This is a genomic window from Streptosporangium pseudovulgare (assembly GCF_014648055.1).
Taxonomy (GTDB): Bacteria; Actinomycetota; Actinomycetes; order Streptosporangiales; family Streptosporangiaceae; genus Streptosporangium; species Streptosporangium pseudovulgare.
In genome coordinates this window covers 737,926-759,616 of the sequence record NZ_BMQJ01000002.1, presented here as the reverse complement: position 1 = coordinate 759,616, position 21,691 = coordinate 737,926, and the positions used below count along the sequence as shown (strand labels likewise).

18 protein-coding genes and 1 pseudogene are annotated in these 21,691 nt (G+C 71.9%); 8 read left to right on the top strand and 11 right to left on the bottom strand.

Annotated features, from left to right (window positions below):
- Window positions 1–332: 332 nt before the first annotated feature.
- The 4 genes and pseudogenes from IEZ10_RS07055 to IEZ10_RS39825 all read right to left on the bottom strand — a co-directional run bounded on the left by IEZ10_RS07055 (window position 333) and on the right by IEZ10_RS39825 (window position 2,499).
- Window positions 333–836: an SDR family NAD(P)-dependent oxidoreductase gene (locus IEZ10_RS07055; protein ID WP_189245612.1), complete on the bottom strand. Its 504-nt coding sequence runs from the start codon at window positions 834–836 to the stop codon at window positions 333–335.
- 169 nt (window positions 837–1,005) lie between these two features.
- On the bottom strand, window positions 1,006–1,200 hold the full coding sequence (locus tag IEZ10_RS07050) for a DsbA family oxidoreductase (RefSeq protein ID WP_189245741.1): 195 nt from the start codon (window positions 1,198–1,200) through the stop codon (window positions 1,006–1,008).
- A 49-nt stretch (window positions 1,201–1,249) separates the two neighbouring features.
- Window positions 1,250–2,371: pseudogene (locus tag IEZ10_RS07045) on the bottom strand (erythromycin esterase family protein).
- Window positions 2,368–2,499, bottom strand: a complete 132-nt coding sequence (locus tag IEZ10_RS39825; protein WP_268246286.1) for a hypothetical protein — start codon at window positions 2,497–2,499, stop codon at window positions 2,368–2,370. Before IEZ10_RS39825 ends, IEZ10_RS07045 begins: the two are co-directional and overlap by 4 nt.
- Window positions 2,500–2,502: 3 nt before the next feature.
- Between IEZ10_RS39825 and IEZ10_RS07040 the strand changes: the two genes are divergently transcribed.
- Window positions 2,503–2,658 (top strand): hypothetical protein, encoded by a 156-nt coding sequence (locus tag IEZ10_RS07040; RefSeq protein WP_189245611.1) that lies wholly within the window; start codon window positions 2,503–2,505, stop codon window positions 2,656–2,658.
- A 48-nt stretch (window positions 2,659–2,706) separates the two neighbouring features.
- On the opposite strand, the gene IEZ10_RS07035 is transcribed toward IEZ10_RS07040, so the two are convergent.
- Window positions 2,707–4,335 carry an ABC-F family ATP-binding cassette domain-containing protein gene (locus tag IEZ10_RS07035; RefSeq protein WP_189245610.1) on the bottom strand — a complete coding sequence of 543 codons (1,629 nt, stop codon included), beginning with the start codon at window positions 4,333–4,335 and terminating at the stop codon, window positions 2,707–2,709.
- A gap of 94 nt (window positions 4,336–4,429) precedes the next feature.
- On the opposite strand from IEZ10_RS07035, the gene IEZ10_RS07030 reads away from it, so the two are divergent.
- The 6 genes from IEZ10_RS07030 to IEZ10_RS07005 all read left to right on the top strand — a co-directional run bounded on the left by IEZ10_RS07030 (window position 4,430) and on the right by IEZ10_RS07005 (window position 12,758).
- Window positions 4,430–5,191 carry a TetR/AcrR family transcriptional regulator gene (locus tag IEZ10_RS07030; RefSeq protein WP_189245740.1) on the top strand — a complete coding sequence of 254 codons (762 nt, stop codon included), beginning with the start codon at window positions 4,430–4,432 and terminating at the stop codon, window positions 5,189–5,191.
- A 117-nt stretch (window positions 5,192–5,308) separates the two neighbouring features.
- Complete coding sequence (locus IEZ10_RS07025; protein ID WP_189245609.1) at window positions 5,309–5,812, top strand: hypothetical protein; 504 nt, start codon at window positions 5,309–5,311, stop codon at window positions 5,810–5,812.
- Window positions 5,812–7,209: a hypothetical protein gene (locus IEZ10_RS07020; protein ID WP_189245608.1), complete on the top strand. Its 1,398-nt coding sequence runs from the start codon at window positions 5,812–5,814 to the stop codon at window positions 7,207–7,209. The genes IEZ10_RS07025 and IEZ10_RS07020 overlap by 1 nt, the downstream gene beginning before the upstream one ends.
- Window positions 7,206–8,681: a vWA domain-containing protein gene (locus IEZ10_RS07015; protein ID WP_189245607.1), complete on the top strand. Its 1,476-nt coding sequence runs from the start codon at window positions 7,206–7,208 to the stop codon at window positions 8,679–8,681. Before IEZ10_RS07020 ends, IEZ10_RS07015 begins: the two co-directional genes overlap by 4 nt.
- Window positions 8,682–8,709: 28 nt before the next feature.
- Window positions 8,710–9,825, top strand: coding sequence for an ATP-binding protein (locus IEZ10_RS07010; protein ID WP_179826557.1), 1,116 nt, complete (start codon window positions 8,710–8,712; stop codon window positions 9,823–9,825).
- Window positions 9,822–12,758, top strand: a complete 2,937-nt coding sequence (locus tag IEZ10_RS07005) for a DUF5682 family protein (RefSeq protein ID WP_189245606.1) — start codon at window positions 9,822–9,824, stop codon at window positions 12,756–12,758. Before IEZ10_RS07010 ends, IEZ10_RS07005 begins: the two co-directional genes overlap by 4 nt.
- Before the next feature lie 94 nt (window positions 12,759–12,852).
- On the opposite strand, the gene IEZ10_RS07000 is transcribed toward IEZ10_RS07005, so the two are convergent.
- The 6 genes from IEZ10_RS07000 to IEZ10_RS06975 form a co-directional block, all read right to left on the bottom strand.
- On the bottom strand, window positions 12,853–13,242 hold the full coding sequence (locus IEZ10_RS07000; RefSeq protein ID WP_189245605.1) for a DUF3224 domain-containing protein: 390 nt from the start codon (window positions 13,240–13,242) through the stop codon (window positions 12,853–12,855).
- Between the two features lie 203 nt (window positions 13,243–13,445).
- Complete coding sequence (locus tag IEZ10_RS40245) at window positions 13,446–14,480, bottom strand: ABC transporter ATP-binding protein (protein WP_308426250.1); 1,035 nt, start codon at window positions 14,478–14,480, stop codon at window positions 13,446–13,448.
- Window positions 14,477–15,634 carry an ABC transporter ATP-binding protein gene (locus IEZ10_RS40240; RefSeq protein WP_189245604.1) on the bottom strand — a complete coding sequence of 386 codons (1,158 nt, stop codon included), beginning with the start codon at window positions 15,632–15,634 and terminating at the stop codon, window positions 14,477–14,479. The genes IEZ10_RS40245 and IEZ10_RS40240 overlap by 4 nt, the downstream gene beginning before the upstream one ends.
- On the bottom strand, window positions 15,634–16,593 hold the full coding sequence (locus IEZ10_RS06985; RefSeq protein ID WP_189245603.1) for an ABC transporter permease: 960 nt from the start codon (window positions 16,591–16,593) through the stop codon (window positions 15,634–15,636). Before IEZ10_RS06985 ends, IEZ10_RS40240 begins: the two co-directional genes overlap by 1 nt.
- Window positions 16,594–16,612: 19 nt before the next feature.
- Entirely contained in the window at window positions 16,613–18,121 is a 1,509-nt protein-coding gene (locus tag IEZ10_RS06980; RefSeq protein ID WP_189245602.1) for an ABC transporter permease, read from the bottom strand.
- 149 nt (window positions 18,122–18,270) lie between these two features.
- Window positions 18,271–19,983, bottom strand: a complete 1,713-nt coding sequence (locus IEZ10_RS06975; RefSeq protein WP_229811020.1) for an ABC transporter family substrate-binding protein — start codon at window positions 19,981–19,983, stop codon at window positions 18,271–18,273.
- 798 nt (window positions 19,984–20,781) lie between these two features.
- Between IEZ10_RS06975 and IEZ10_RS06970 the strand changes: the two genes are divergently transcribed.
- Entirely contained in the window at window positions 20,782–21,600 is an 819-nt protein-coding gene (locus IEZ10_RS06970) for an aminoacyl-tRNA hydrolase (RefSeq protein ID WP_229811019.1), read from the top strand.
- Window positions 21,601–21,691: the final 91 nt, after the last annotated feature.

Genomic DNA, 21,691 nt, shown 5'->3' with positions numbered 1-21,691 from the left:
CCGTCGCGATGACGCGGGCCGGTTCGCAGGCACGTAGCGTAAGCAAGGATTGGGGCTGCGGGGTCGATGCGGAGGGGAATTGAGGGGATCTCCTGCGCCCGCCATGGGGTTCCGCGTCACGCCCGCCGGGCTGGGAAAAGATCACGACCACGGTGGGAAGCGATCTTCGCCAGGGCGTCATCGTCACTGCTCAACCACACTCGTGAACACCCCGTGGGCCTTCGGCGACGCTCGATGGCGTGTGACCCACCGTGTGGACGACACCGACACGCTCGCCGAGGGCCTGATCGCCGCCGTCCGCACCGCCGGCCTGCGGTGGTTCGGGGCGGCCCTCACCAGGGCAGCGGGCCGTCCTCGCTGAAGAACCCGGCGGTCGGTCCGTCCGCGTCGAGGGTGGCCAGGCGCACCAGGACTGCGGCGCCCTGGGCGGGGGTCAGGTGGCCGGTGTGGTTGTCGCTGTCGGTGTCGACGTACCCGGGGGCGGCGGCGTTGACCAGGAAGCCGTCCTTGCGCAGCTCGTTGGCGTACTGCACGGTCAGCGCGCTGAGTGCGGACTTGGAGGGGTTGTAGGCGGCCGACGGCAGCAGGGCGGCGAAGGGGCCGTCCGGGTCACTGGTGAGGACGGTGATCGGGTCGGTGACGTCCAGGACGACCGCGTGCGCGTCGCCGCCCGCCGCGCGCAGCGCCGCGGCGGTCTCCTCGCCGCGCCGCCGGTCCCTGGCGCCGATCAGGACCGTCAGGCCCAGCTCGGCGAGCTGCTCGGCGGCCGCGCGGCCGATGCCCTTGTTCGCTCCGGTGACCAGCGCGATCTTCTGGTGTGCGGTCTGCTTGCTCATGTTCGGCTCCTGTGTCGGGAGGAGGGTGCGTTCTTCTCAGGCCTGTCTTCGGGTTCGGAGACAGGACAGTCAGGCCGCCTGTGCCATGCGAGCGGGAAACGGCCGGAAAAGGCGGGCCGCGGTCGGCTCGCGCGGTGGGCGGGAAGGGGTCGGGAGCGGCCGCGAGGTGCTATCGCACCGCCGGGCTCGTCGGAAGCGCCTGGAGTCCGGCGGGGCCGGGGGCTCCGGAGACGACGGGTGTGCCGTTGATGACGAACGTGGGGACCTGGCGGACGCCGAGACGGGCCGCGCGTTCCTCGTCGGTCCGGACGTCGGCGGCGTAGGCGCCGGTGTCGAGAACGGCACGGACCACCGCGGCGGGCAGACCGGCCTGCGACCTGGTTCACCGGTACGTCGGGCTCCTCGCCGTGCATCTACGCCGTCAACCGGTGCACGGGGGACACTTGGCGAAGGTGGACGAGCACGTCGAACGTATCGGGCAGGGAGGCGACGGCGAGGTGTTCGGCCGCGTCCCTGGAAGGGTCGTGAACGCCGCTGATGACGCGTGCTTTCATCGGCCCGTCCCATCCGCCGTCACGCAGGTCGAGCCAGTGGGCGGGCCGGCCCGTGGCGCCGAGGCGGGCGTCGAGCCAGTCGGAGGCCGGTTCCGGGACGGTGACGGCACCGAGGTCGCCGTGGTGGAAGCCGATCGCCGCAGAGACGTAGCGGGTGCCGTAGCGGTCGCGCAGCACACTGCCGGCCGTGGGCTGGGGGCCGCGTTGAGGCGCCAGGCCCAGGGTCGCCGGAGCCGCCGAGGTGTGCGCGATGCCGTCCCAGTAGGCCACGCGGCGGCCGGTCCGGTGCTGGTGGTCGACGATCGTGTCGGCCCAGGTCTGGGCGTCGCCGGCATAGTCGTCGCGTCCGGCGACGCTGCGCTGGTGGAAGTCCGCGATGAGGCGCATCCGCTCCAGGGCGAAGTCGCCGGGCAGTTGCTCGACGATCGCGAGTGCGTCGCGGGCGTGTTCGGCGAAGGGACGGCCCGGGTGCAGGCATCTGGCCCGCTGCACGTGCTCGTCGATCTCATGGGCGGTGCGGATGGGCTCCAGGTGGACGGCCAGTTCGGCCAGCCGGTGCGGGGCGGCACGGCGAACGTGCTCCATGATGGCGTCGTAGTCGGCGGGCTGTGCTTGGGCGGGCTTGACCCCGAAGATCCGGACCGGGTCGTCCGGGTGGTCCTGGTTGAAGGCGCGGATCTACTCCAGCGCCGCGGCCATTTCGGCGGTGCGCCAGGGCCGCCAGGCGCTGGCCAGGGCGGATTGCGCCGTGCCCGCGCCTCCGGTGACGTACGCGTCGAGGGCCGCCCCGGCGGAGGCGTCGTCCTGTACGGCCAGTGCACGGAAGCCGTGCCTGCGGACGAGGCGGCGGAAGAGCCGGTCTCGCACCTCGAAGGTCTCGTGAGCGAATCTGGTGGACTCGCCGATTCCGGCGACGGTCGTGCCGGTGGCGATCGCGTCGGCCAGGTCGTCGAGCGCGGTCTCGGTCGTCAAGGCGGTCATGCCGGAACTCCTTCACGGATCGGTTCGAGCGCCCGGGACCAGGCGACGACGTCGTTCAGCAGGGCGGTGAGGGCGGAGTGCTGGTGCGGGCCGGGAGTGAGGTCGCCCGGCTCGGTGGGGGCGGGCACCTGATGTTGCTCGTCTCCGCCGACAACCTCACCGACCGGGCGGACCTCCACAACGAGAACGCGCTCCGGAAGATGGTCACCGCGGGGGTTTCGACCTTCCTGTACGGCTATGCGGAACGGGCCGCGGTCGGCGGGCGCGATGCCGCTGACGGCTCGTGACGCGGTTGTCAGGACGGGAAACGATCAGTTCGAATGCGGGAGGCGGCCTCAGCGCGGGCGCTCGACCCGGCCCTCGTGCCAGACCGGCTCGGCGCTCTCGTAGACGGTCCCGTCGGCGCCGAAGACCAGGAAGCGGTCGAGGTCGGCGGCGAACCAGCGGTCGTGGGTGACGGCCAGCACGGTGCCGGAGAAGGAGGCCAGGCCCTGTTGCAACGCCTCGGCGCTGGCCAGATCCAGGTTGTCGGTGGGTTCGTCCAGTAGCAGCAGGGTGGCGCCGGACAGCTCCAGCAGCAGGATCTGCAGCCGGGCCTGCTGGCCGCCCGACAGGGTCTCGAACCGCTGGCCGGCGGCGGGGGCGAGCTCGTAGCGGGCCAGTGCGGCCATCGCCTCGTTCAGGGTGAGCGCGTGGCCGGCCATGACCAGTTCGGCCGGGGTGCGCCCGTGCAGGTCCGGCCGGGTGTGGGTCTGCACGAACCGGCCGGGCGCCACCCGCGCCCCGAGCCGCACCGAGCCGCGGTGCGGTACCGAGGGCACCGCGCCGTCCGCGGCCTGTTCCAGCAGCGACAGGAAGGCGGACTTGCCCGAGCCGTTGGAGCCGAGCACGCCGACGCGCTCGCCGTACCAGATCTCGGCGTCGAACGGCCGCATCAGGCCGGTGAGCTCCAGGTTCTCGCAGACGACGGCGCGTTTGCCGGTGCGGCCGCCGCGTAGCCGGATCCGCACGTTCTGGGCCCTGGGCGGGCGCTCCGGAGGGCCGGCCTCCTCGAAACGGCTCAACCGGGTGCGCGCGGCCCGGTACGACGAGGCCACCGCGTCGTTGCCGGCCGCGGTCTGCCGCAGGGTGCTCACCAGCCGCCTGAGCCTTGCGTGTTCCTCGTTCCAGCGACGGCGCCGCTCCTCCAGCCGGCTGATGCGCTCCTCGCGCGCCCTGGCGTAGGTGGCGAAGCCTCCACCGTGGATCCAGGCGCCCCGGTCCTCCACGGTCACGATGCGGTCGGCGGCCTCGGCCAGGAGCCGGCGGTCGTGGGAGACCAGCAGCACGGTCTTGTCCGTGGCCCGCAACCGGGCCTCCAGCCACTGCTTGCCGGGCACGTCCAGGTAGTTGTCCGGCTCGTCCAGCAGCAGGACCTCGTCCGGTCCGCGTAGCAGGGCCTCCAGGACGAGGCGTTTCTGCTCGCCGCCCGACAGCGTGGCCACCGGGCGGTCCCGGACCGCGTCGTAGGACAGGCCCATGGACTCGGTGGCGCAGACGTCCCAGACGACCTCCATGTCGTAGCCGCCGGCATCGGCGTAGTCGGCGACGGCCTGCGCGTAGGCCAGTTGTGTCTCCTCGTCGTCGCGGGCGGAGATCGCCGCCTCCGCCCGCACCAGGGCCGCCGCGGCGGCGCGGACCCGGTCGGGCGCCACCGACAGCAGCAGGTCGTGGACGCTCCGGTCGTCGCGGACGCTGCCGACGAACTGCCGCATCACGCCGAGGCCGCCGGAGGAGACCACGCGGCCGTCGTCGGGCCGCAGGTCTCCGGCGATCAGCCGCAGCAGAGTGGTCTTGCCCGCGCCGTTCGGTCCCACCAGCCCGGCCTTGGCCCCGTCGCCGACGCGGAACGACACCTCGTGCAGGAGCAGCCGCCCGTCCGGCAGCACGTAGGTCAGCCGGTCGACCTCGACATGTCCCGCCACGGCGGCTCCTTCACGCTCGACTCAGGATCGGTGTTCCAGTGACCGGATCAATGGTCCAGTCGCCGATCGTCATACTAGACTCGCCTCCGTGAGCATGAGCAAGAGGGGACCCGCGACACACCGCCCGGGCTCGGCGGGGGACGTGTGGCTGCGGCCGCCGGGGCGGACGGGCCGCGACGCTCCGCCGCTCAGCCGGGACCGGATCGTCGAGGAGGCCGTGGCCCTTCTGGACGCCGAGGGTGCCGACCGGCTGACCATGCGGCGCCTGGCGGAGCGGCTCGGCACCGGTTCCACCACGCTGTACTGGCACGTCAAGACCAAGGACGACGTCCTCGACCTCGCCCTCGACATGATCTTCGCCGAGGTCCGGATCCCGTCGGGGGACGGCCGGGGGTGGCGCGCCGGCATCACCGCTCTGATCGACGGATGGCGCGCGGTCCTGCTGAGGCATCCCTGGTCGGCGGCGCTGCTGGGCCGCCCGATGCTGGGCCCCAACGTGCTGGCCCGCAGCGAGTTCCTGTACGCGACCCTTCTGGAGGCCGGGGTCGTCGAGCCCCGCCTCACCGCCGCCGCGTACGGACTGTCCAACTACGTCATCGGCTCGGCGCTGATGCAGTCCACCTGGCTGGCCGACGCGGACGAGGAGGTACGGCGGGCCGCCCGGGAGCGCCTGCGCGCCGACCGGGAGCGCTACCCCGCCCTCGCCGCCCACGGCCCCCTCGCCACGGACGGCGACTGGGACACCGGGTTCGCCCTCGGCCTGACCTGGCTCCTCGACGGCATCGAGGCCGGCATCGCCACCACCGGCGACGCCGCGGACGCGGCGGGAGGCACAGACACCGCGGCACGAGCGTGAGGGCGGGCCCGCGGCCCGTTCCCGGCGGGACGCCTGCGTCTCGGTGGGACATCTTCGCGGCGGCGGGACGCCTTTTTCGCGGATTTCTGTCGGAGTGATCCACTACGTTCCCTGACCATGATCGAACGTTCACCCGGCGGCGGAGCCGTGCGGGAACATCTGAGCAGGGTGCGGGTGGTGCCGCCCGTCCAGCCCCGGAAGCTGGCGAAGGTGCCCTTCGTCGAGCTGGCGGACGGCCGGCTGCAGGGCGTGGTGTCGAGCGGCTCGGACATCAGCCGTGTCTACGTCTCCTCCATCGCCGCCGGTACCCACGCCTACAACTGCAGCACCAACAACAACCGCCCGTGCGGCGGCCTGTACGGCGCGCCGTGCAAACACCTGCGCGCCCTCGCCGCCGAGGCGGTGCTGCAGTACGGCCCCGGCCGGGTGGCCCGGTACCTGCGGGCCGACGTCCCCGAGGGCGCCGACCTGATCGACTGCCTGGACGGCGCTCACGAGCCGGCCCCGGCGGCCATGGTGTTCAGCCGCTTCCTGCGCCACCTGGCCTACCTGGAGGTCCCCGACACCGGCGTGCCGATCCCCGAACTGCACTGGTTCCCGGCCTCGGGGACGGTGGCCTGATGCTCGCTGTACAGCTGGCCGCACTGCTCGACGGCGACCCCGAGGGCGCCGGGGAGGCGCTCGACCTGGTGACCGGTTTCGACGACGCCCTCGTGCACGGCCTGGCCCGGCTCGCCGAGGAACGCGCCGAGGCGCTGGCCGCGCTGGCCGGCGCGTTCGCGGACACCCCGATCGGCGGACGGCTGGCCGAGGCCGCCGCCGGGGTCGCCTCCGGCTCGATCACCGAGGACCACCTGACGGCCCTGGCCGGCGGCCGGGCCGCGCTGCTCGGCGCCGTGCACGACGCCCTGCTCGCCGACCTGGACGCGGCGCTGGGCCGCGAACGCGCCCCCTGGAGCGCCGGGCCGGAACCCGAGGACGACGAGGGGGGTCCGCTCGGCGGGGTCCGTTCCTGGCTGCGCGAGCTGGCCATCACCGGATGGCGGGGCGTCGACCACGACCTCGTCTCCGCCGCGGACCAGGTCGTCGAGGCGCTGCTGGCGGTGCCGGGGCGGCGCAGGCTCGCGGTGCTGCTGGACGGCCTCGCCGCCGAGCTGCGCGCCTCCTGCCCGATCGGCACGATGGAGCACCTGCCGGTCCGCCGCTGGGCCGACCTGTGGACCCGGGCCGTGCTGCTGTCGCACGACGCCGTCCCGTCCGGCGCCCCCCGGCCCGCGGAGACGGTGTCGGGGCGGCTGCTGATCCTCGGCGTCGACGTGCACGAGCACGGCACCGCCGTCCAGTTCCAGGTCCACGCCGTCCTGGAACCCACCGGCGGCGGCCGGCCCAGGCTGGTGCGGACCGGCGTCACCGTCGCGAAGGTGGACACCATCACCGGCCCCGCGGTGTGGAAGCTGCCGCACCGCCACGGCGCGCTGCTGACCGCGCTGGCGGACCGCCGCTGCCTGGACGTCACGGACCTGCCGCTGCTCGACAGCGGCGACCTGCTCTGGGACGACGACCGGGCCCTGCCGGGCAAGCCGGCCGACCCCTTCACCACCGCCCGGCTGCACCTCGCCGGCGCGCTCGCCCCGGCCGTGCCGCCCCTGGACCGCGTCCCGGTGCGCGTCGCCGAACCCGTGCTGGTGGAGGACTACCGGGTCACCAAGGACGGCTCGTTCGACCTGGGCGGCGGCGTGCTCGCCGTGGACACCGAGCGGCTGCCCGCCTGCGGCCCGCTCACCCCGAAGCTGGTGGCGGGCTCCACGGCGTGCGTCGGGCTCATCCGCTGGGACGGCGGCCGCTGGCTGCTGCAGCCGCTCGCCGTACAGGCGAAGGCGAAGAAGGAGACGGTCGAGGTCGCCACCGGCGACTGGGCGCTCGGCCCCACCGACCCCAAGGCGGTCAAGGCCGAGGCCAGGGCCGGGGACCCGGTCGCGGTGCTGCGCGAGCGAGCCGGGCGGTTGCTGCGGAAATGAGCGACGACATCCTCACAGACGACGACGGCCTCCCCGCGGGCGCCGCGCGGAACCGGCGGCAGGTGCTCTACTGGCGGCTGCTCGCCCGCCTCTTCGACCACGACGAGCAGCCCGCGCTGGAGAACGCGAGCATGGCGGTCGTCGGCGACCTCGGCCTGCCCGCGGCGCTGCTCGACCCCTCGGTGTCGGTCGACACGCTGGTGCAGCGCTTCCCCGAGCTGGCCGACGAGTTCCGGAACCTGCTCGCGCCGGGGGAGGACGTTCCCGGCGACGAGGTGCGCAGGGCCGCCCTGGTGTCGAAGCTGCTGCTCAACGTCTTCGGCACGGGGACGGGTGACGTCACCGCGACGCAGCTGGCGGCCTGGCAGCAGGACGCCGGCTGGCTGACGCAGGCCCTCGGGGCGTGCGGCGCCCAGGGCGGTGCCCCGGGTGGCGCTCCGGGCGGTGCTCCAAGCGGTGCTCCGGGTGCCGCGGCGGGTTCCGGCGGGCCCGGCACCGGCGCGGGCGCGGGTTCCGGGTCCGGTCCCGGCGGCGGCCCCGGCGCGGGGTACGGCCCCGGCACGGGGTACGGCGAGAGCGGCCGCGAGCTGTCCAAAGTGCTGGCCGACCTGGAGGCCGACCTGGTCCGCCGCATGCGGCTGCGCGAGGTCCTGGCCGACCCCGCCCTGGCGAAGCGGCTCACCCCGAGCATGTCGCTCGTCGAGCAGCTGCTGCGTGACAAGGCCAACCTGTCGGGGGTGGCGCTGGCCAACGCCAAGGCGCTGATCCGCAGGTTCGTCGACGAGGTCGCCGAGGTGCTGCGCACGCAGGTCGCCAAGGCCAGCGCGGGCGTCATCGACCGGTCGATCCCGCCCAAGCGGGTGTTCCGCAACCTCGACGTCGAGCGCACCGTCTGGAAGAACCTCGTCAACTACAACCCCGAGGACCAGCGGCTCTACGTCGATCGGCTGTACTACCGGCGCACCGCCAAGCGCACCGTCCCGGCCAGGATGATCGTGGTCGTCGACCAGTCGGGCTCGATGGTCGACGCCATGGTGAACTGCACCATCCTGGCCTCGATCTTCGCCGGGCTGCCCAAGGTGGACGTGCACCTCATCGCCTACGACACCCGCGCGCTCGACCTCACCCCCTGGGTGCACGACCCGTTCGAGGTGCTGCTGCGCACCCAGCTCGGCGGCGGCACCGACGGCACGGCCGCCCTGGCCCTCGCCCAGCCGAAGGTCGCCGACCCGCGCAACACCGTGGTCGTGTGGATCTCGGACTTCTACGAGTGGAACTGCGACGCCGTCTTCGCCGGGATGGAGGCGCTGCACCGCTCCGGCGTCCGGATCATCCCCGTGGGCTCGGTGAACAGCGGCGGCCAGCAGAGCGTCAACCCGTGGTTCCGGCAGAAGCTCAAGAACCTCGGCGCGCCGGTCATCTCCGGCCACATCCGCAAGCTCGTCCTGGAACTGAAGAACTTCCTCGCCTGAGAACTTTCCCTTTTAGGAGAACCCCCTGATGAACAACGAGATGCTGCGCGCGCCCGCCGAGGTGAAGTACGCCGAGGAGCTCGACTGGCTGGAGTCCGTGGACGACGGGCCCAAGCCGTTCTCCTGGCGGCTCAGCCCCAAGATGGTCCGGCTTTTCATCCTCGGCTCCGAGCGTTCCGACGGCCTGGACCGGGAGATCCCGCAGAAGTGGTTCGGTGACCGCAGCTTCGTCGAGCGCAGCATCGTGACGCTCGCCTCCGACCGCGGCCTGCTGCTGATCGGCGACCCGGGAACCGGCAAGAGCTGGCTGGCCGAGCTGCTGTCGGCCGCCATCTGCCGCAACTCCACCCTGGTCGTCCAGGGTACGGCGGGCACCACCGAGGACCACATCAAGTACTCCTGGAACGTCTCCATGGTGATCGCCAAGGGGCAGTCCCGCGAGTCGATGATCCCCTCGCCGATCATGACGGCGATGGAGCGGGGCATGATCGGCCGCTTCGAGGAGCTGACCCGCTCGACCAGCGACGTGCAGGACGCGCTGATCTCGATCCTGTCCGAGAAGTACGTGTCCATCCCCGAGCTCGACACCGACAACACCGTGTTCGCCCGGCCCGGCTTCTCGATCATCGCCACGGCCAACAGCCGCGACCGGGGCGTCAACGACCTGTCCTCGGCGCTGAAGCGGCGGTTCAACTTCGTCCGGATCCCGGTGGTGACGAACAGGACCAGCGAGGCGGAGATCGTCCGCTTCCGCACCACGGAGCTGCTGCGCCGGCACCGCATCGAGCTGGACGTGCCGCCCACGCTGCTGGACGTCCTGCTGCAGAGCTTCGCCGACCTGCGCGCCGCCGCCGCGTCGGCCGCGAGCGAGGACGAGAAGCTGGAGTCGGCGCTGTCCACCGCCGAGCAGATCGGCGTGCTGGAGGACGCCATCCTGCACAGCCACTTCTTCGGCGATCGCGCGCTGCGCGCCGAGACGCTGGGCGGCGCCCTGGTGGGTTCGCTGGCCAGGCGTTCCCCCGAGGACCTCGCCATCCTGAACAAGTACTGGCACGGCGTCGTCGAGCCGCGCAGCCGCAAGGACGGCGGGGAGTGGACCGGCTTCCTCGAGGGCGGCCGCCAGGCGATCTCGACGCTGTCATGAGCACCTTCGACGCGCTGCGCGAGCAGCTCCTCGACGCCGCCGAGGAGTTCTCCGGCGGCGGGGACGCCCTGTCCGGCATCCTGTCCGGCATGGTCGACGACGTCGACCGGATGCTGGGCGAGAAGCTTGAGATCTTCCCGGTGTGCCACCACTCGCCGGCCTCCGCGCTGGCCATGACGCGGCGGCTGCGCGACAAGCGACCCAAGGTCGTCTACCTGGAGCTGTGCGAGGACCTGCAGCCGCTGCTCTCCGAGCTGCGCAACTGCAGGCTGCCGGTGGCGCTGCAGGCGTTCGCCACCCGGCTGGACGGTTTCCCGGCCGGTTCCGGCCCGCTCAGCGTGGTGGCGCCGGTGACCGAGGCGTCGGCGGAGTACCAGGCCATCGCCTACGCGCTCGACACCCCCGGCGTCGAGCTGGTGCTGGTGGACCGCTCGGTGGACCACGTCTTCCAGTGGCTGCCCCGGGAGCCGGCCGACGCCGGGACCGGGACCGGGACCGCCCCGGACGGTCACGCCTCCCCGGGTTCCCCGGCTCCCTCGGGCGGTGCGGCCTCACCGGGTGGTGCGGTCTCACCGGGCGGTGCGGCCTCACCGGGCGGCGAGGCGGACGACGGGCAGGACGAGGAGGCGGCCCTGCACGGTGACGCCGTGGGCGTGGAGATCGGCGACCTGCGGCCCGGCTTCGCCGAGCTGGAGGCGTACCTGCTGCACCACGGCAAGGTCCGCCACTGGTCGGAGTGGTGGGACCAGTACGTCGAGCAGCCGCTGGCCGGCGCGGACCACGACACCTACCGCCAGGCCATGGCGCTGGTCGGCAGCCTGTTCCGGCGGCTGCGCCCCTCGTCCGGCGACCGCCTGGCCGTCGACGAGGAGCGTGAGCGCTACATGTGGGCCCGGATCCGCGAGCACCTCGCCGCGTCCGGCGCCGACCCGGCGGAGTGCCTGTACGTGTGCGGCGCCTTCCACGCCGTCAGCCGGGTCGCCGAGTTCGGCCTGGATTCCGGCGCGCCGCCCTACACCGTCACCCCCCGCACGGCCACCCAGTGGCTGTACGGGCTCATCCCCTCCAGCCACTCGGCCATCGAGGCCCAGTTCGGCCTGGCCCAGGGGTCGGTGTCGATCGCCGCGGCGACCTGGGCCAAGGCCACGGCCCGCGGCGGCGTCACACCGTACCGGCTGGCGGGGCAGCAGGGCGGCCGCGCCGGATCCGGGAGGACCGGGAAGGCCGGGAAGAACGGGAAGGCCGGGACAGCCGGGAAGCCGGTCGCGCCGGAGCCGGCCCCCGACCGGCTGTCGGGGTTCCTGGCCGCCCCGCCCGCGCTGGACGGCCTGGACGAGGACGAGCTGCGCGGGTGGTGCGTGGACATCGTGCGGCTGGCCCGCCGCAACGGCTACCTCGCCAGCACGGCCGACGCCATCGCGGTGTTCGAGACGTCGATCCTGCTCGCCGGGGTGCGCGGCCGGGCCAGGCCGACGCCGTACGACTTCGCCGACGCCGCGGTGACCTGCATCGAGAAGGACGCGGTGCCGGGCCGCCGCGACGTCCGCCGCCTGTGCGAGATCCTGCTGGGCGGCGACCGGGTCGGCGTGGTCGGCTACGAGGCGCTTCCCCCGCTGGCCCGTGACGTGTACGACCGGCTGGAGCCGCTCGGGATCGACCTGGGGCGGCGCACCCAGCAGCGGGTGCTGCTGGACCTGACGGCGAACCCGGAGCTCCGGCCGTGCTCGGACCTGCTGTGGATGCTGCGCTATCTGCTGCCCGACGACGCGGTCCGGCCCATCATGGGGGCGCGGCGCCTCGGCGAGCGGCCGATCCAGGAGAGCTGGGACCTGGCGATCGGCCGCCACCAGCGGTCGATCGTCGAGCTGGGCTACGAGGGCGTCACCGTCGAGCAGGTGCTGGAGCAGCGGCTGCGCCGCAAGGTGCGGGACCCGCGGGCCACCGCGGGGACCGCGCTGGAGGCGGTGGAGGACGCCATCCTCTACCTGGGCGGCGGCCGTTTCGCCGACGAGCTGGGCGCCCGCGCGGTGGAGCTGCTGGCCGCCGAGCGCACCGTCGACGACGCCCCCGAGGTGCTGCGCCGGATCCGGCGGCTGCTGGCCCACTACCGCGCCACCGGGCCGGGCCTGCCGGCCTGGTGCGAGGCGTTCGTCACGGCCGGGTACGCCCACTACTGCACGTTGCTGCCCTCCGCCTTCGCCGACGACACCGGCGTCCGCCAGGTCGGCGCGATGCTGGGCTTCCTGTTCTCCATGGAGGGCCTGGCGCTGTCGCTGGGCTGCGACCGGACCCAGCTGGAGCTGGCCGTACGGCAGTCGCACCCGGAGGCTCCGGCCAAGGTGGCGCTGCTGTGGGCGGCCGAGACGCAGCTGGGCCTGCTGTCGCGGGACGAGCTGCGCGCCCGGTGCGACGGGCTGCTGGACAACCCGCTGGTCGTCCCGGCCTTCCCGCTCTACCTGAGCGGGTTCGTCCAGGCGCTCGACCCCGTTCCGGGCCTGGCGCCGTTCGTGGTGGAGGCGCTGTCCAAGGCGTTCGCGCGGCTGCCCGACCCCGTCCTGCTGCCGTGGCTGCCGACGCTGATCACGACGCTGCGCCGGAACGTGCCGGAGCTGGTGCCGGTGCTCGTCCGGGAGGCGGGCCGGACCTTCCCCGGCGGGCTGGCCGAGCTGGACGGGTGGACCCCGCCATGGGAGCGGCCGGCCGCGCCCGCCCGGGCCGTCCGGGCGGCGCCGGCGCCGAGCGGGCCGGTGACCGGTCTGCTGGCCCGGCATCCGGCGGCGTGCGACGCCGTGGCCGGGTTGCTCGGCTGCCCCGCCGACTGGCCGGAGCGTCCCGCGGGCGGCGTGCCGGACGCGGGGGAGGAGCGGGTGCGGGCACTGCTCGGCCGGTATCCGGCGACGGCCGGCGCGGTCGCGGCGCTGCTCGGCGGCTGAGACCCGGATCCCGCCCGGGGCCGGGCCTCGTGGTAGCCCGGGCCTCGGGTGGTCGTGGCGGGCGCGGGTCTCACGACGGTGCGGCCCGCGCGGCTCAGCCGAGCTCGTAGTCCAGGTGGTAGGAGTGGGCGCCGTCGTCGTTGACGATCTGCCCTCCGCCGCGGAGGCCGGCCAGCCCGCCGGTGCCCGAGCCGGGGAGGACGGTCCAGCTCAGGGCCGACTCCCCGGCGTGGGCGGTGGCGTTGTGGTGCAGCACGAAGGTGCCCTCCCGGCCGTCGAGGGCGCCGGTGAACCGCTCGAAGCCGGCGTAGGCCGCGGAGTCCTCACTGACGACGGCGGTGATGATGTCGGTGGTGCTGGTGCCCTTCAAGTCACCGTCGAAGGTCTTGACGATGTGGACCCGGGAGAGCGCGGCCCCCTCCGCCTCGTCGTAGGGGGCGGGCTCCCAGCTGTCGATGGAGAAGGTGCCGGTGGCACGGGGCATGGATGGGCTCCTCGGTCGTCGTACGGCACGGGCCCGGCCTTCCGCGCCCGTGGAACGGCACCCATCCTGCCGCCCGTACCTGCCAATCCCCGTCAGGTACGGCCCGCGCGGGGCCCGGACATGGCGCGAGCCGTACGGGTGGGGGGCGTCCCGTACGGCTCGCGCGTCTGTGGGGGGTGCCGGGAGATCTCCCGGGGGGCTTGTCAGGACCCGGTGACCTCGGCGAAGTGGCAGGCCACGGGGTGGCCGTTGCCGCGGTCGACGAGCGCGGGCTCCTCGGTGGCGCAGATGTCCTGCGCCTTCCAGCAGCGGGTCCGGAACCGGCAGCCGCTCGGCGGGTTCAGCGGGCTCGGCACGTCACCGGTGAGGATGACGCGCTCGCGGGCGCGCTCCTCCTTCGGGTTGGCCATGGGGGCCGCCGACAGCAGCGCCTGGGTGTAGGGGTGCGCGGGACGGTCGTACAGGTCGTCCCGCGGGCCGGTCTCGATGACCTTGCCGAGGTACATCACCGCGACGCGGTCGGAGATGTGCCGCACCACCGACAGGTCGTGGGCGATGAAGACGTAGGCCAGCCCCATCGCGTCCTGCAGGTCCTCCAGCAGGTTCACCACGCCCGCCTGGACCGACACGTCGAGCGCGGACACCGGCTCGTCGAGGATGAGCAGCTTCGGCTCCAGGGCCAGGGCGCGGGCGATGCCGACGCGCTGGCGCTGGCCGCCGGAGAACTCGTGCGGGTAGCGGTTGCCGTGCTCGGGGTTCAGGCCGACCAGCCGCAGCAGCTCGGCGACCCGGTCGGGGCCGCCGTCCTTCCAGCGGTCGTGGACCCTCAGCGGCTCGGCGATGATGTCGTTGACCGGCATCTTCGGGTTGAGCGAGGCGTAGGGGTCCTGGAAGACGATCTGCATGTCGCGCCGTACGGGCTGGAGCTCCTTGACCGACATGGTGGTCAGCTCCCGGCCCTGGAAGCGCACCGAGCCCGAGGTGGGCTTGTGCAGCTGCAGGATCGCCCGGCCCGTCGTGGACTTGCCGCAGCCCGACTCGCCCACCACACCGAGGGTCTCGCCCTCGTCCACGTGCATGGACACGCCACTGACCGCCTGCACGTGCGCCACCACCCGGCGCAGGAAGCCGCCGCCGCGGACCGGGAAGTTCATCACCAGGTCCTCGACCTTGAGCAGGTGGTCACCGCTGTCCGGCTCCCGCTGCGGGGCGGGCGTCTCCTCGGTCGTCACACTCATGCCTTGGTCTCGCTCTCGGTGCGGAAGAACACGGTCGGATCCTCGACCGCGGCCAGCCGATCCCAGTGGTGGCAGGCCGCGAAGTGCCCGCCGCTGTCGGTCTCGGCCAGCTCCGGTTCGGCGGTCCGGCACACCTCGTCGGCCAGCGGGCAGCGCGGCGAGAAGGGACAGCCGGTCGGCAGGTTGATCAGTGACGGGGGAGTGCCCTTGATCGGCCGGAGCCGGCCGCCGGAGGTCTCCAGCGACGGGATCGACCCCAGCAGGCCCGCCGTGTACGGCATGCGGGGCTCCTCGAAGACCGGGTCGGTGTCGCCGATCTCGACCGGCCGCCCGGCGTACATCACCAGCACCCGGTGGGCCATGCCCGCGATGACGCCCAGGTCGTGGGTGATGAGCACGATCGCCGCGTTGACCGCGTCCTTGACCTCCAGGAGCTTCTCCAGGATCTGCGCCTGGACGGTCACGTCGAGGGCCGTGGTCGGCTCGTCGGCGATGATGACGTCCGGGTTGTTGATGACCGCCATGGCGATCATCGCGCGCTGGCGCATGCCGCCGGAGAACTCGTGCGGGTAGCTGCGCAGCCGCGCCTCGGCCTGCGGGATGCCGACGAGGTCGAGCATCTCCTTGGCGCGGGCCAGCGCGTTCTTGCGGGGCATCAGCTCGTGCGCGAGGACCGCCTCGGCGAGCTGGTCGCCGATCGTGTGCACCGGGTTCAGCGCGGTCATCGGGTCCTGGAAGACCATCGCGATCTTGCGGCCGCGCAGGCTCCGCTGCTTGCGGGGCGACATCTTCAGCATGTCGTCGCCGCGGAACAGGATCTGGCCCTTGATCCGGGCGCTCTTGGGCAGCAGGCCCATGACCGCCATGGAGGAGACCGACTTGCCGGAGCCGGACTCGCCGACGATGCCCAGCACCTCGCGCTCGCGCAGGCTGTAGGAGACGCCGCGGACCGCGTGGACGACGCCGTCCTCGGTGGGGAACTCCACGCTGAGGTTCTCGACCCGGAGGATCTCGTCCTCCGACGGGGGCCGTACGGCGTCCCGCTGCAGGCCGACGTGCACGTCGCCCGCGGAGTCGAGGATGGTGCTGGGGATGTCGTAGGTGTGCACGTCGCCCTTGCGGGGTTCGATCGGCACGTTGGGAGGAGTCGTCATCAGGCACGCACCCGGGTCTGTCGTGGATCGAAGGCGTCGCGCAGGCCGTCGCCGATGAAGTTGATCGACAGCGCGATCGCGATGATGAAGATGCCCGGCCACCAGAACAGCCACGGACGGGTGCTGAACGCGGTGCGGTACTCCTGGATCAGCTGGCCGAGGGAGGTGTCGGGGGCCTGCACGCCCAGGCCGAGGAACGACAGCGCCGACTCCAGCAGCACCGCGTTCGCGGTGGCCAGCGTCGCGCTGACCACGATCACACCGATGGTGTTGGGCAGGATGTGCCGGAAGATGATCCGGCGCGCCGGGGTCCCGATCGCGCGGGCCGCCTCCACGAACTCCTTCTCCCGCAGCGAGAGGAACTCGCCGCGCAGCAGGCGGGCCATGGTGGGCCAGATCGTCAGGCCGAGGACGATGCCGAGCGGCACCACGCCGGCGTCACCGAACCTGCGGCCGAGGACGGCGGCGATGACCAGGACCGGAATGGTGATCATCACGTCGGTGACGCGCATCAGGACGGCCTCGACGCGCCCGCGGTAGTAGCCGGCCACCGCGCCGACGACGGCGCCGACCACGGTGGCCACGATGCCGACCAGGAAGGCGACGATGAGCGACTGCTGGGCGCCGCGCATGGTCTTGGCGAAGTAGTCGACGCCGATGTCGTCCTGGCCGAAGGGGTGCTCGCCGATGGTGAACGGGGCCAGGCTGAGCGTCGGCTTGCCCTGGTTCACCAGCGCGCCGGTGGTGATGTAGCTCTGGTCCCACCAGCCGGGGATGCCGGCGAAACCGACCGAGGTGAAGGCCAGTACGAGGACCAGGCCGAAGACGATCATTCCGGCCAGCGCGGCCCGGTGCCGGAAGAACCGCCGGCGCACCATTTGGGCCTGGGTGCGGGCGACGATCGTCATGCCCTGCTCGGCGCCGCTGTCCGGTGCCTGCGCGTCTGCGCTGAGTGTCATGAGTGGATCTCCGATGCTTTCACGACAGCCGGATGCGCGGGTCGAGGTAGGCGTAGAGGATGTCGGCGATCATGTTGAACACGACCACCGTGGTCCCGGTTACCAGGAAGAACGCCATGACCGGCCCCGGGTCCACCTCCTGGAGTCCCTTGGTGAACATGAAGCCCATGCCGCGCCAGCCGAAGACGTTCTCGGTGACCACCGCGCCGCCGATCACGCCGGCGAGGTCGAAGGCCATCATGGTGGTGACCGGGATCAGGCCGTTGCGGAAGGCGTGCTTGAGGACGACGGTGCGCTCGGGGAGGCCCTTGGCCCGGGCGGTGCGCACGTAGTCCTGGTTCATGACCTCCAGCATGCTGGCCCGGCTGAACCGGGTGTAGGTGGCCAGCGAGATCAGGATGAGGGCCATGGTCGGCAGCAGCAGGTGGCCGGCGCTGTCGAGGCCGGTCTGCCAGAAGTCGCCCTGGTAGTTGGGGGTGCGGGCGCCGATCGTCGAGACGGGGCGGTGGCGCACGGAGGCGCTGTAGGCGGAGAACGCCTGGAGCATCCGGTCCAGGAAGACCATGGCGCCGGTGAACACGCCGGTCAGCGTGGCGGCGGTCATCGCCTGGCGGCGCTGCAGGCCGCCGAGGGCGTAGCCGAGGCCGAGGCAGACGGCGATGGTCAGCAGCAGCAGGCCGCCGATCTCCAGCCAGGTCGGGTCGGCCAGCACAGGGCCGAGGACCTGCGAGCAGACCGCGCCGATCACGGCGGCGGCGAGGGTGGCGTACAGCGGGCCGCGGTACTGCAGGCCGGCGGTCAGGGCGGTGAAGCCGACCGCGGTGGCCAGGCCGAAGGCCAGGATGAGGGGGGTGCCCAGGCCGGGGTCGGCGAACCAGCGGGTCACCGACAGGACGGTGAACAGCGTGCCGCTGACCACGAGGCCGACGGCGAAGGCGACGAGCCGGCGCCTGCGGTCGCCGACGGTGAGCGCGCCGAAGACCAGGCCGCCGAGGAGGGCGAGGGCGCCGATCACCACGGGCGGGATGACCGGGTCCTTCAGCCAGTTGTTGAACTCGATGGCGACGTACTGCTTGAGCATGACCGCCACCCAGAAGAGCGGCAGGGAGAAGCAGATGAAGGCGGCGAAGGTGACGGTGTAGTCGAAACCGCTGTACTGCCGGAGCGCGGAGATGATGCCGATGACGATGCCGACCGTGATGGCCAGCACGGTCGCGGCGAGCACGAGCTGCAGGGTCGCCGAGAGCGCGTCGCTCAGGATGGGGGCGATGGCCTGGCCGTCGCGGTTCACGCCGAGGTCGCCGCGGACGATCCGGCCCAGCCAGCCCAGGTAGCGCAGCACGACGGGGACGTCGAGCTGCATCCGCTCGGACCGCTCGGCGATCTTGGTGAGCTTCTGGGGGCTGTTGTCCTGGCGGAGGTCTTCAAGGGGGTCGCCCGCGAACGCGGTGAGGACGAAGATGATGAAGGTCGCCGCCAGGAGGACGAAGAACGAGATGACCAGTCTCCGCGCGATGAAGACGATCACTTCGTCACCTCCCGTTCATGGAAGAGGGACTGCGTGGATCAGGGCCGGGACCGGGAGGGCTTGTGGCCTTCCCGGTCCCGGCCCCGTGGGGACTGCTGTTTTCCGTCAACCGCGGCCGTGGCCGTGGCCCGCGGTCGGAACGGGTGGAACTACTCGATCGTCCACTTGTCCATGTTCCAGCTGATGCCGGCCTGGGTCGGGTTCGGGATGACGTTGTTGACGCCCTCGGACCACGCGGTCAGGTTCGGGTTCTCGTACAGCGGGATCGTGGCGAGGTCCTGCCACATGATCTTCTCGGCCTCGGCGACGAGCGGGGTCTGCGCGGCCTTGTCGGTGGTCGCGTTGACCTTCTTCAGCAGCTCGTCGACCTTCTTGTTCGAGTAGCAGCCGTTGTTGTTGCCCTTGTGCTCGCTGTCGCACTTGCTGGGCGAGGTGTACGTCGAGGTGCTGCCGCTGATCAGGTCGGAGCCGATCCAGCCGAACAGGGCCACGTCGTAGGTGTTGTTGGTCAGGCCGTTGCCGAAGAAGTTCTCGTCGCCGTTGTCCTTGATCTTGAAGCCGGCCTTGTTGCAGGAGTCGCTGATCAGCTGGGCGACCGAGGTGCGGCGGGGGTTCGGCGACTGGTAGCCGATCTTGACCTCGAGGCCGGTCTTGCCGGCCTTCTCCAGCAGGGCCTTGGCGCCCTCGATGTCGACCTGGTCGTACTTCTTGTCCTCGCCGCCGATGCCGTTGACGACGTCGGCGTAGTTCGGCTGGACGCTGGCGACCAGGCGGGTCTGGAGGATGGCGGCGTTCGGGTTCAGCGGCTTGATCAGGTTGTCGACGATCAGCTGCCGCGGAACGCACTTGGCGAAGGCCTCACGCAGGGTGCGGTCCTTGAACGGGCTGGAGTCCAGGTTGAAGTCAAGGTGGTCGTAGAAGTACTGCGGACCGGTCTTGACGGTGACGCCCTCAAGGGCGTTCAGCTGGTTGAGCACGTCCGGGCCGGGCTGCGGCACGGCGATGTTGACCTCGCCGTTCTGCAGCGCCTGGGCCTGCTGGTCGAGCGCGATGAAACGCTCGACGACGGTCTGCACCTGCGGCTTGGGGCCCCAGTACTTGTCGTTGGCCACGAAGGTCAGCGACTGGCCGGCGTCGAACTTGGAGAGCTTGTACGGGCCGGAGGAGGGGATCAGGTCCTCGCTGAGCAGCTGGCCCTTCATGACCCAGCCGTCGTTGTAGAACTTGATCGCGTCGGCGAGCTTCTTGGCGTCCTTCTTCTTGACGGCCTCGATGAACTCGTCCTCCGACAGACCGCCCTTCTTCTCCACCACCTGGGCCGGCATGACCTGGCCCACGGAGTACAGCGCGCCGGCCCAGTCGCCGAACGGCTCGGAGTAGGTGTGGGTGATCTCCTTGCCGCCCTTTTCACAGTTCGGCACGTCGGTGAGCTCGTAGCCGGTGGTGCCGGCGGTGGAGAAGCCCTTGATCTTGCCGGAGTTGGCGGCCCAGGCCAGCATCAGGTCGTCACAGTCGATCGGCGTGCCGTCGGACCAGACGGCCGCGGGGTTGATCGTGTACTTGACCTTCAGCGGGTCGTCGGAGATCTTCTCGTAGGTGCCGAAGTCCTTGTCCGGGGTGACCGTGCCGTCGCCGCCGTAGTACCAGAAGCCGGTCAGCACGCGCTGCAGCGGCAGGTTGTTGCGGGAGGCGTTCTCCGCGCCGGTGTTGCCGTTGTAGGAGCTGAACTCCTGGTCGAAGGCGAAGGTGATCGTCTTCGCCGCGCCGGAGGAGGACGAGGCTGCGGCCGAACCCGACGTGGTGGGCTTGCTCGCCGAGTCGGTGCCCGCGCAGGCGCTCAGCAGGAGTGCACCTCCTGCCACTGCTACTAGAAACTTGCCAGATGTCCGCGCATGGAACACGGCAGCACTCCTTTAATTGTCCGGTCTGGGGTCAGCCGCCAGCAATGGTCGAACAAAGCTGAGCACCGGGAGTCTCCCCTGGACAAGTGGGGCGACTTGGGTGTTGCAGACCTGATACCGGCGACGTCCCATCTTGTAACAAAGTAGATCGGTAATCGGGAAACTACACAATTGCGAAAATAGGGAGAAAAGTTCCCTTTGTCTGAAAAGTCCGTTATATCCCCTAACGCATGGTGTTCGAATGTGATCAGACTGGAGGGCGGTGGCTGAGGAGTCCCAGGTGGACGGTCCGCCGGGGTGTCGGCGGGTTCGATCTCCCTCACTTTCCGTGACCGGGCAGATGCTGGCCTTCGTCGCGCCGGTGCGAACCCGGTGGGGCCGGGATGATCCCTGGCGGAACGTGCAGGAGGGCTCACTTCGAGTGGGGGAGGGGCCGCCGGTGGGGTTCGGGCGGAATGGGGGAGGGCTTCCGGATGGAATCCGGCGCACGCGGCCGGAAGGCACAGGATTTCCTTCCGTCCGGCCTTTCCAGGGGATGACGAGCGGCCGAACCGGCCTGCGGGAGGATTTCCTCTGTCTGGCCCGCACCTGATCCGTGATCGCCGCTTTCCCCTGGCCTTTTCCGCTATCAAACGCCATTAACGTGATTTGTGCGCTATGACCCTTTTGTCCGGATTTCGTGGTCCGGCACCCGGGCAGCCCGCCGTGCCGGGCGGCCCCCGGTCCCGGCACCCTCGCCGGGCGGGCACCCTGGAAGGCGTGAACGAGTCGAACGGACAGCGGGACGGATACGGCGCCGCGGAGGACACCGAGGCCGCGGGGATCACGGATGCCGGGGGGACGGCCGCGGCGGCCGGGCGGCCACGACGGGACGAGGACGCGGCCGGGCAGCGGGTGCTCCCGCTCGTGGTCCGGATCGAACGGGCGACCCCGCCCGAGCGCACCGACGCCCTGGAGGCGGCCGCCCTGGCCGTGCTGACGCTGCTCGACGCCCCGCAGGCGGCCCCCGGAGGCGAGTGGGCCGAGGCGGTCCGCGCCTGGGAGGACGGCCGGATCAGGAAGGTCGTACGGCGGGCGCGCGGAGCCGAGTGGCGCCGGGTGCTCGCCCTGCCCGGTCTCACCGTCACCCACGGCACCGCCGAGGTCCGGGTCCACCCGCCGGTCCCGCTCGACGCCTGGCCCAGGGACCTGTCGCGTCTCCAGGTCTCCGGCACCGACCTGTCCGACTCCGCCGAACCGGCGCCGCCCGAGCCGGGGGAGCCGGTCCTGTGGGTGAACCCGGGCCTTTCGATGTCGGCGGGCAAGGCGATGGCGCAGGCCGGGCACGCCGCCCAGCTCGCCTGGTGGGCGGGCGACGAGGCCGCGCGCCACGCCTGGCGGGAGCGCGGCCTGGCGGTGGCCGTGCGGACCGCCGTGCCCGGCGCCTGGGAGGCACTGGCCGGTTCCGGCCTGCCCGTGGTCAGGGACGCCGGGTTCACCGAGATCGAGCCCGGCTCCCGAACGGTCGTCGCGGACGTCCCCTGGCTGCGCCGCGGCGAGCCGTACCCCGCGGGCGCGAGGCCGTCCGGGCGGTCCTGACGTGCGGACCGTCCGGAGATCCTGGGAGCCGGGGGGCGGAGTGGAGACCCCGGAGCGGGTCCGCGCGGTGGCCCGCCTTTGGGCAGGTGCC

Bases quoted from the DNA above. Each gene is read 5' to 3' on its own strand.
- IEZ10_RS07015 (WP_189245607.1), top strand. From the start codon at position 7,206: ATGAGCGACGACATCCTCACAGACGACGACGGCCTCCCCGCGGGCGCC.
- IEZ10_RS07025 (WP_189245609.1), top strand. From the start codon at position 5,309: ATGATCGAACGTTCACCCGGCGGCGGAGCCGTGCGGGAACATCTGAGC.
- IEZ10_RS40245 (WP_308426250.1), bottom strand. From the start codon at position 14,480: ATGAGTGTGACGACCGAGGAGACGCCCGCCCCGCAGCGGGAGCCGGAC.
- IEZ10_RS40240 (WP_189245604.1), bottom strand. From the start codon at position 15,634: ATGACGACTCCTCCCAACGTGCCGATCGAACCCCGCAAGGGCGACGTG.
- IEZ10_RS07030 (WP_189245740.1), top strand. From the start codon at position 4,430: ATGAGCAAGAGGGGACCCGCGACACACCGCCCGGGCTCGGCGGGGGAC.
- IEZ10_RS07040 (WP_189245611.1), top strand. From the start codon at position 2,503: ATGTTGCTCGTCTCCGCCGACAACCTCACCGACCGGGCGGACCTCCAC.
- IEZ10_RS07020 (WP_189245608.1), top strand. From the start codon at position 5,812: ATGCTCGCTGTACAGCTGGCCGCACTGCTCGACGGCGACCCCGAGGGC.
- IEZ10_RS07005 (WP_189245606.1), top strand. From the start codon at position 9,822: ATGAGCACCTTCGACGCGCTGCGCGAGCAGCTCCTCGACGCCGCCGAG.
- IEZ10_RS07055 (WP_189245612.1), bottom strand. From the start codon at position 836: ATGAGCAAGCAGACCGCACACCAGAAGATCGCGCTGGTCACCGGAGCG.
- IEZ10_RS07010 (WP_179826557.1), top strand. From the start codon at position 8,710: ATGAACAACGAGATGCTGCGCGCGCCCGCCGAGGTGAAGTACGCCGAG.
- IEZ10_RS07000 (WP_189245605.1), bottom strand. From the start codon at position 13,242: ATGCCCCGTGCCACCGGCACCTTCTCCATCGACAGCTGGGAGCCCGCC.
- IEZ10_RS06985 (WP_189245603.1), bottom strand. From the start codon at position 16,593: ATGACACTCAGCGCAGACGCGCAGGCACCGGACAGCGGCGCCGAGCAG.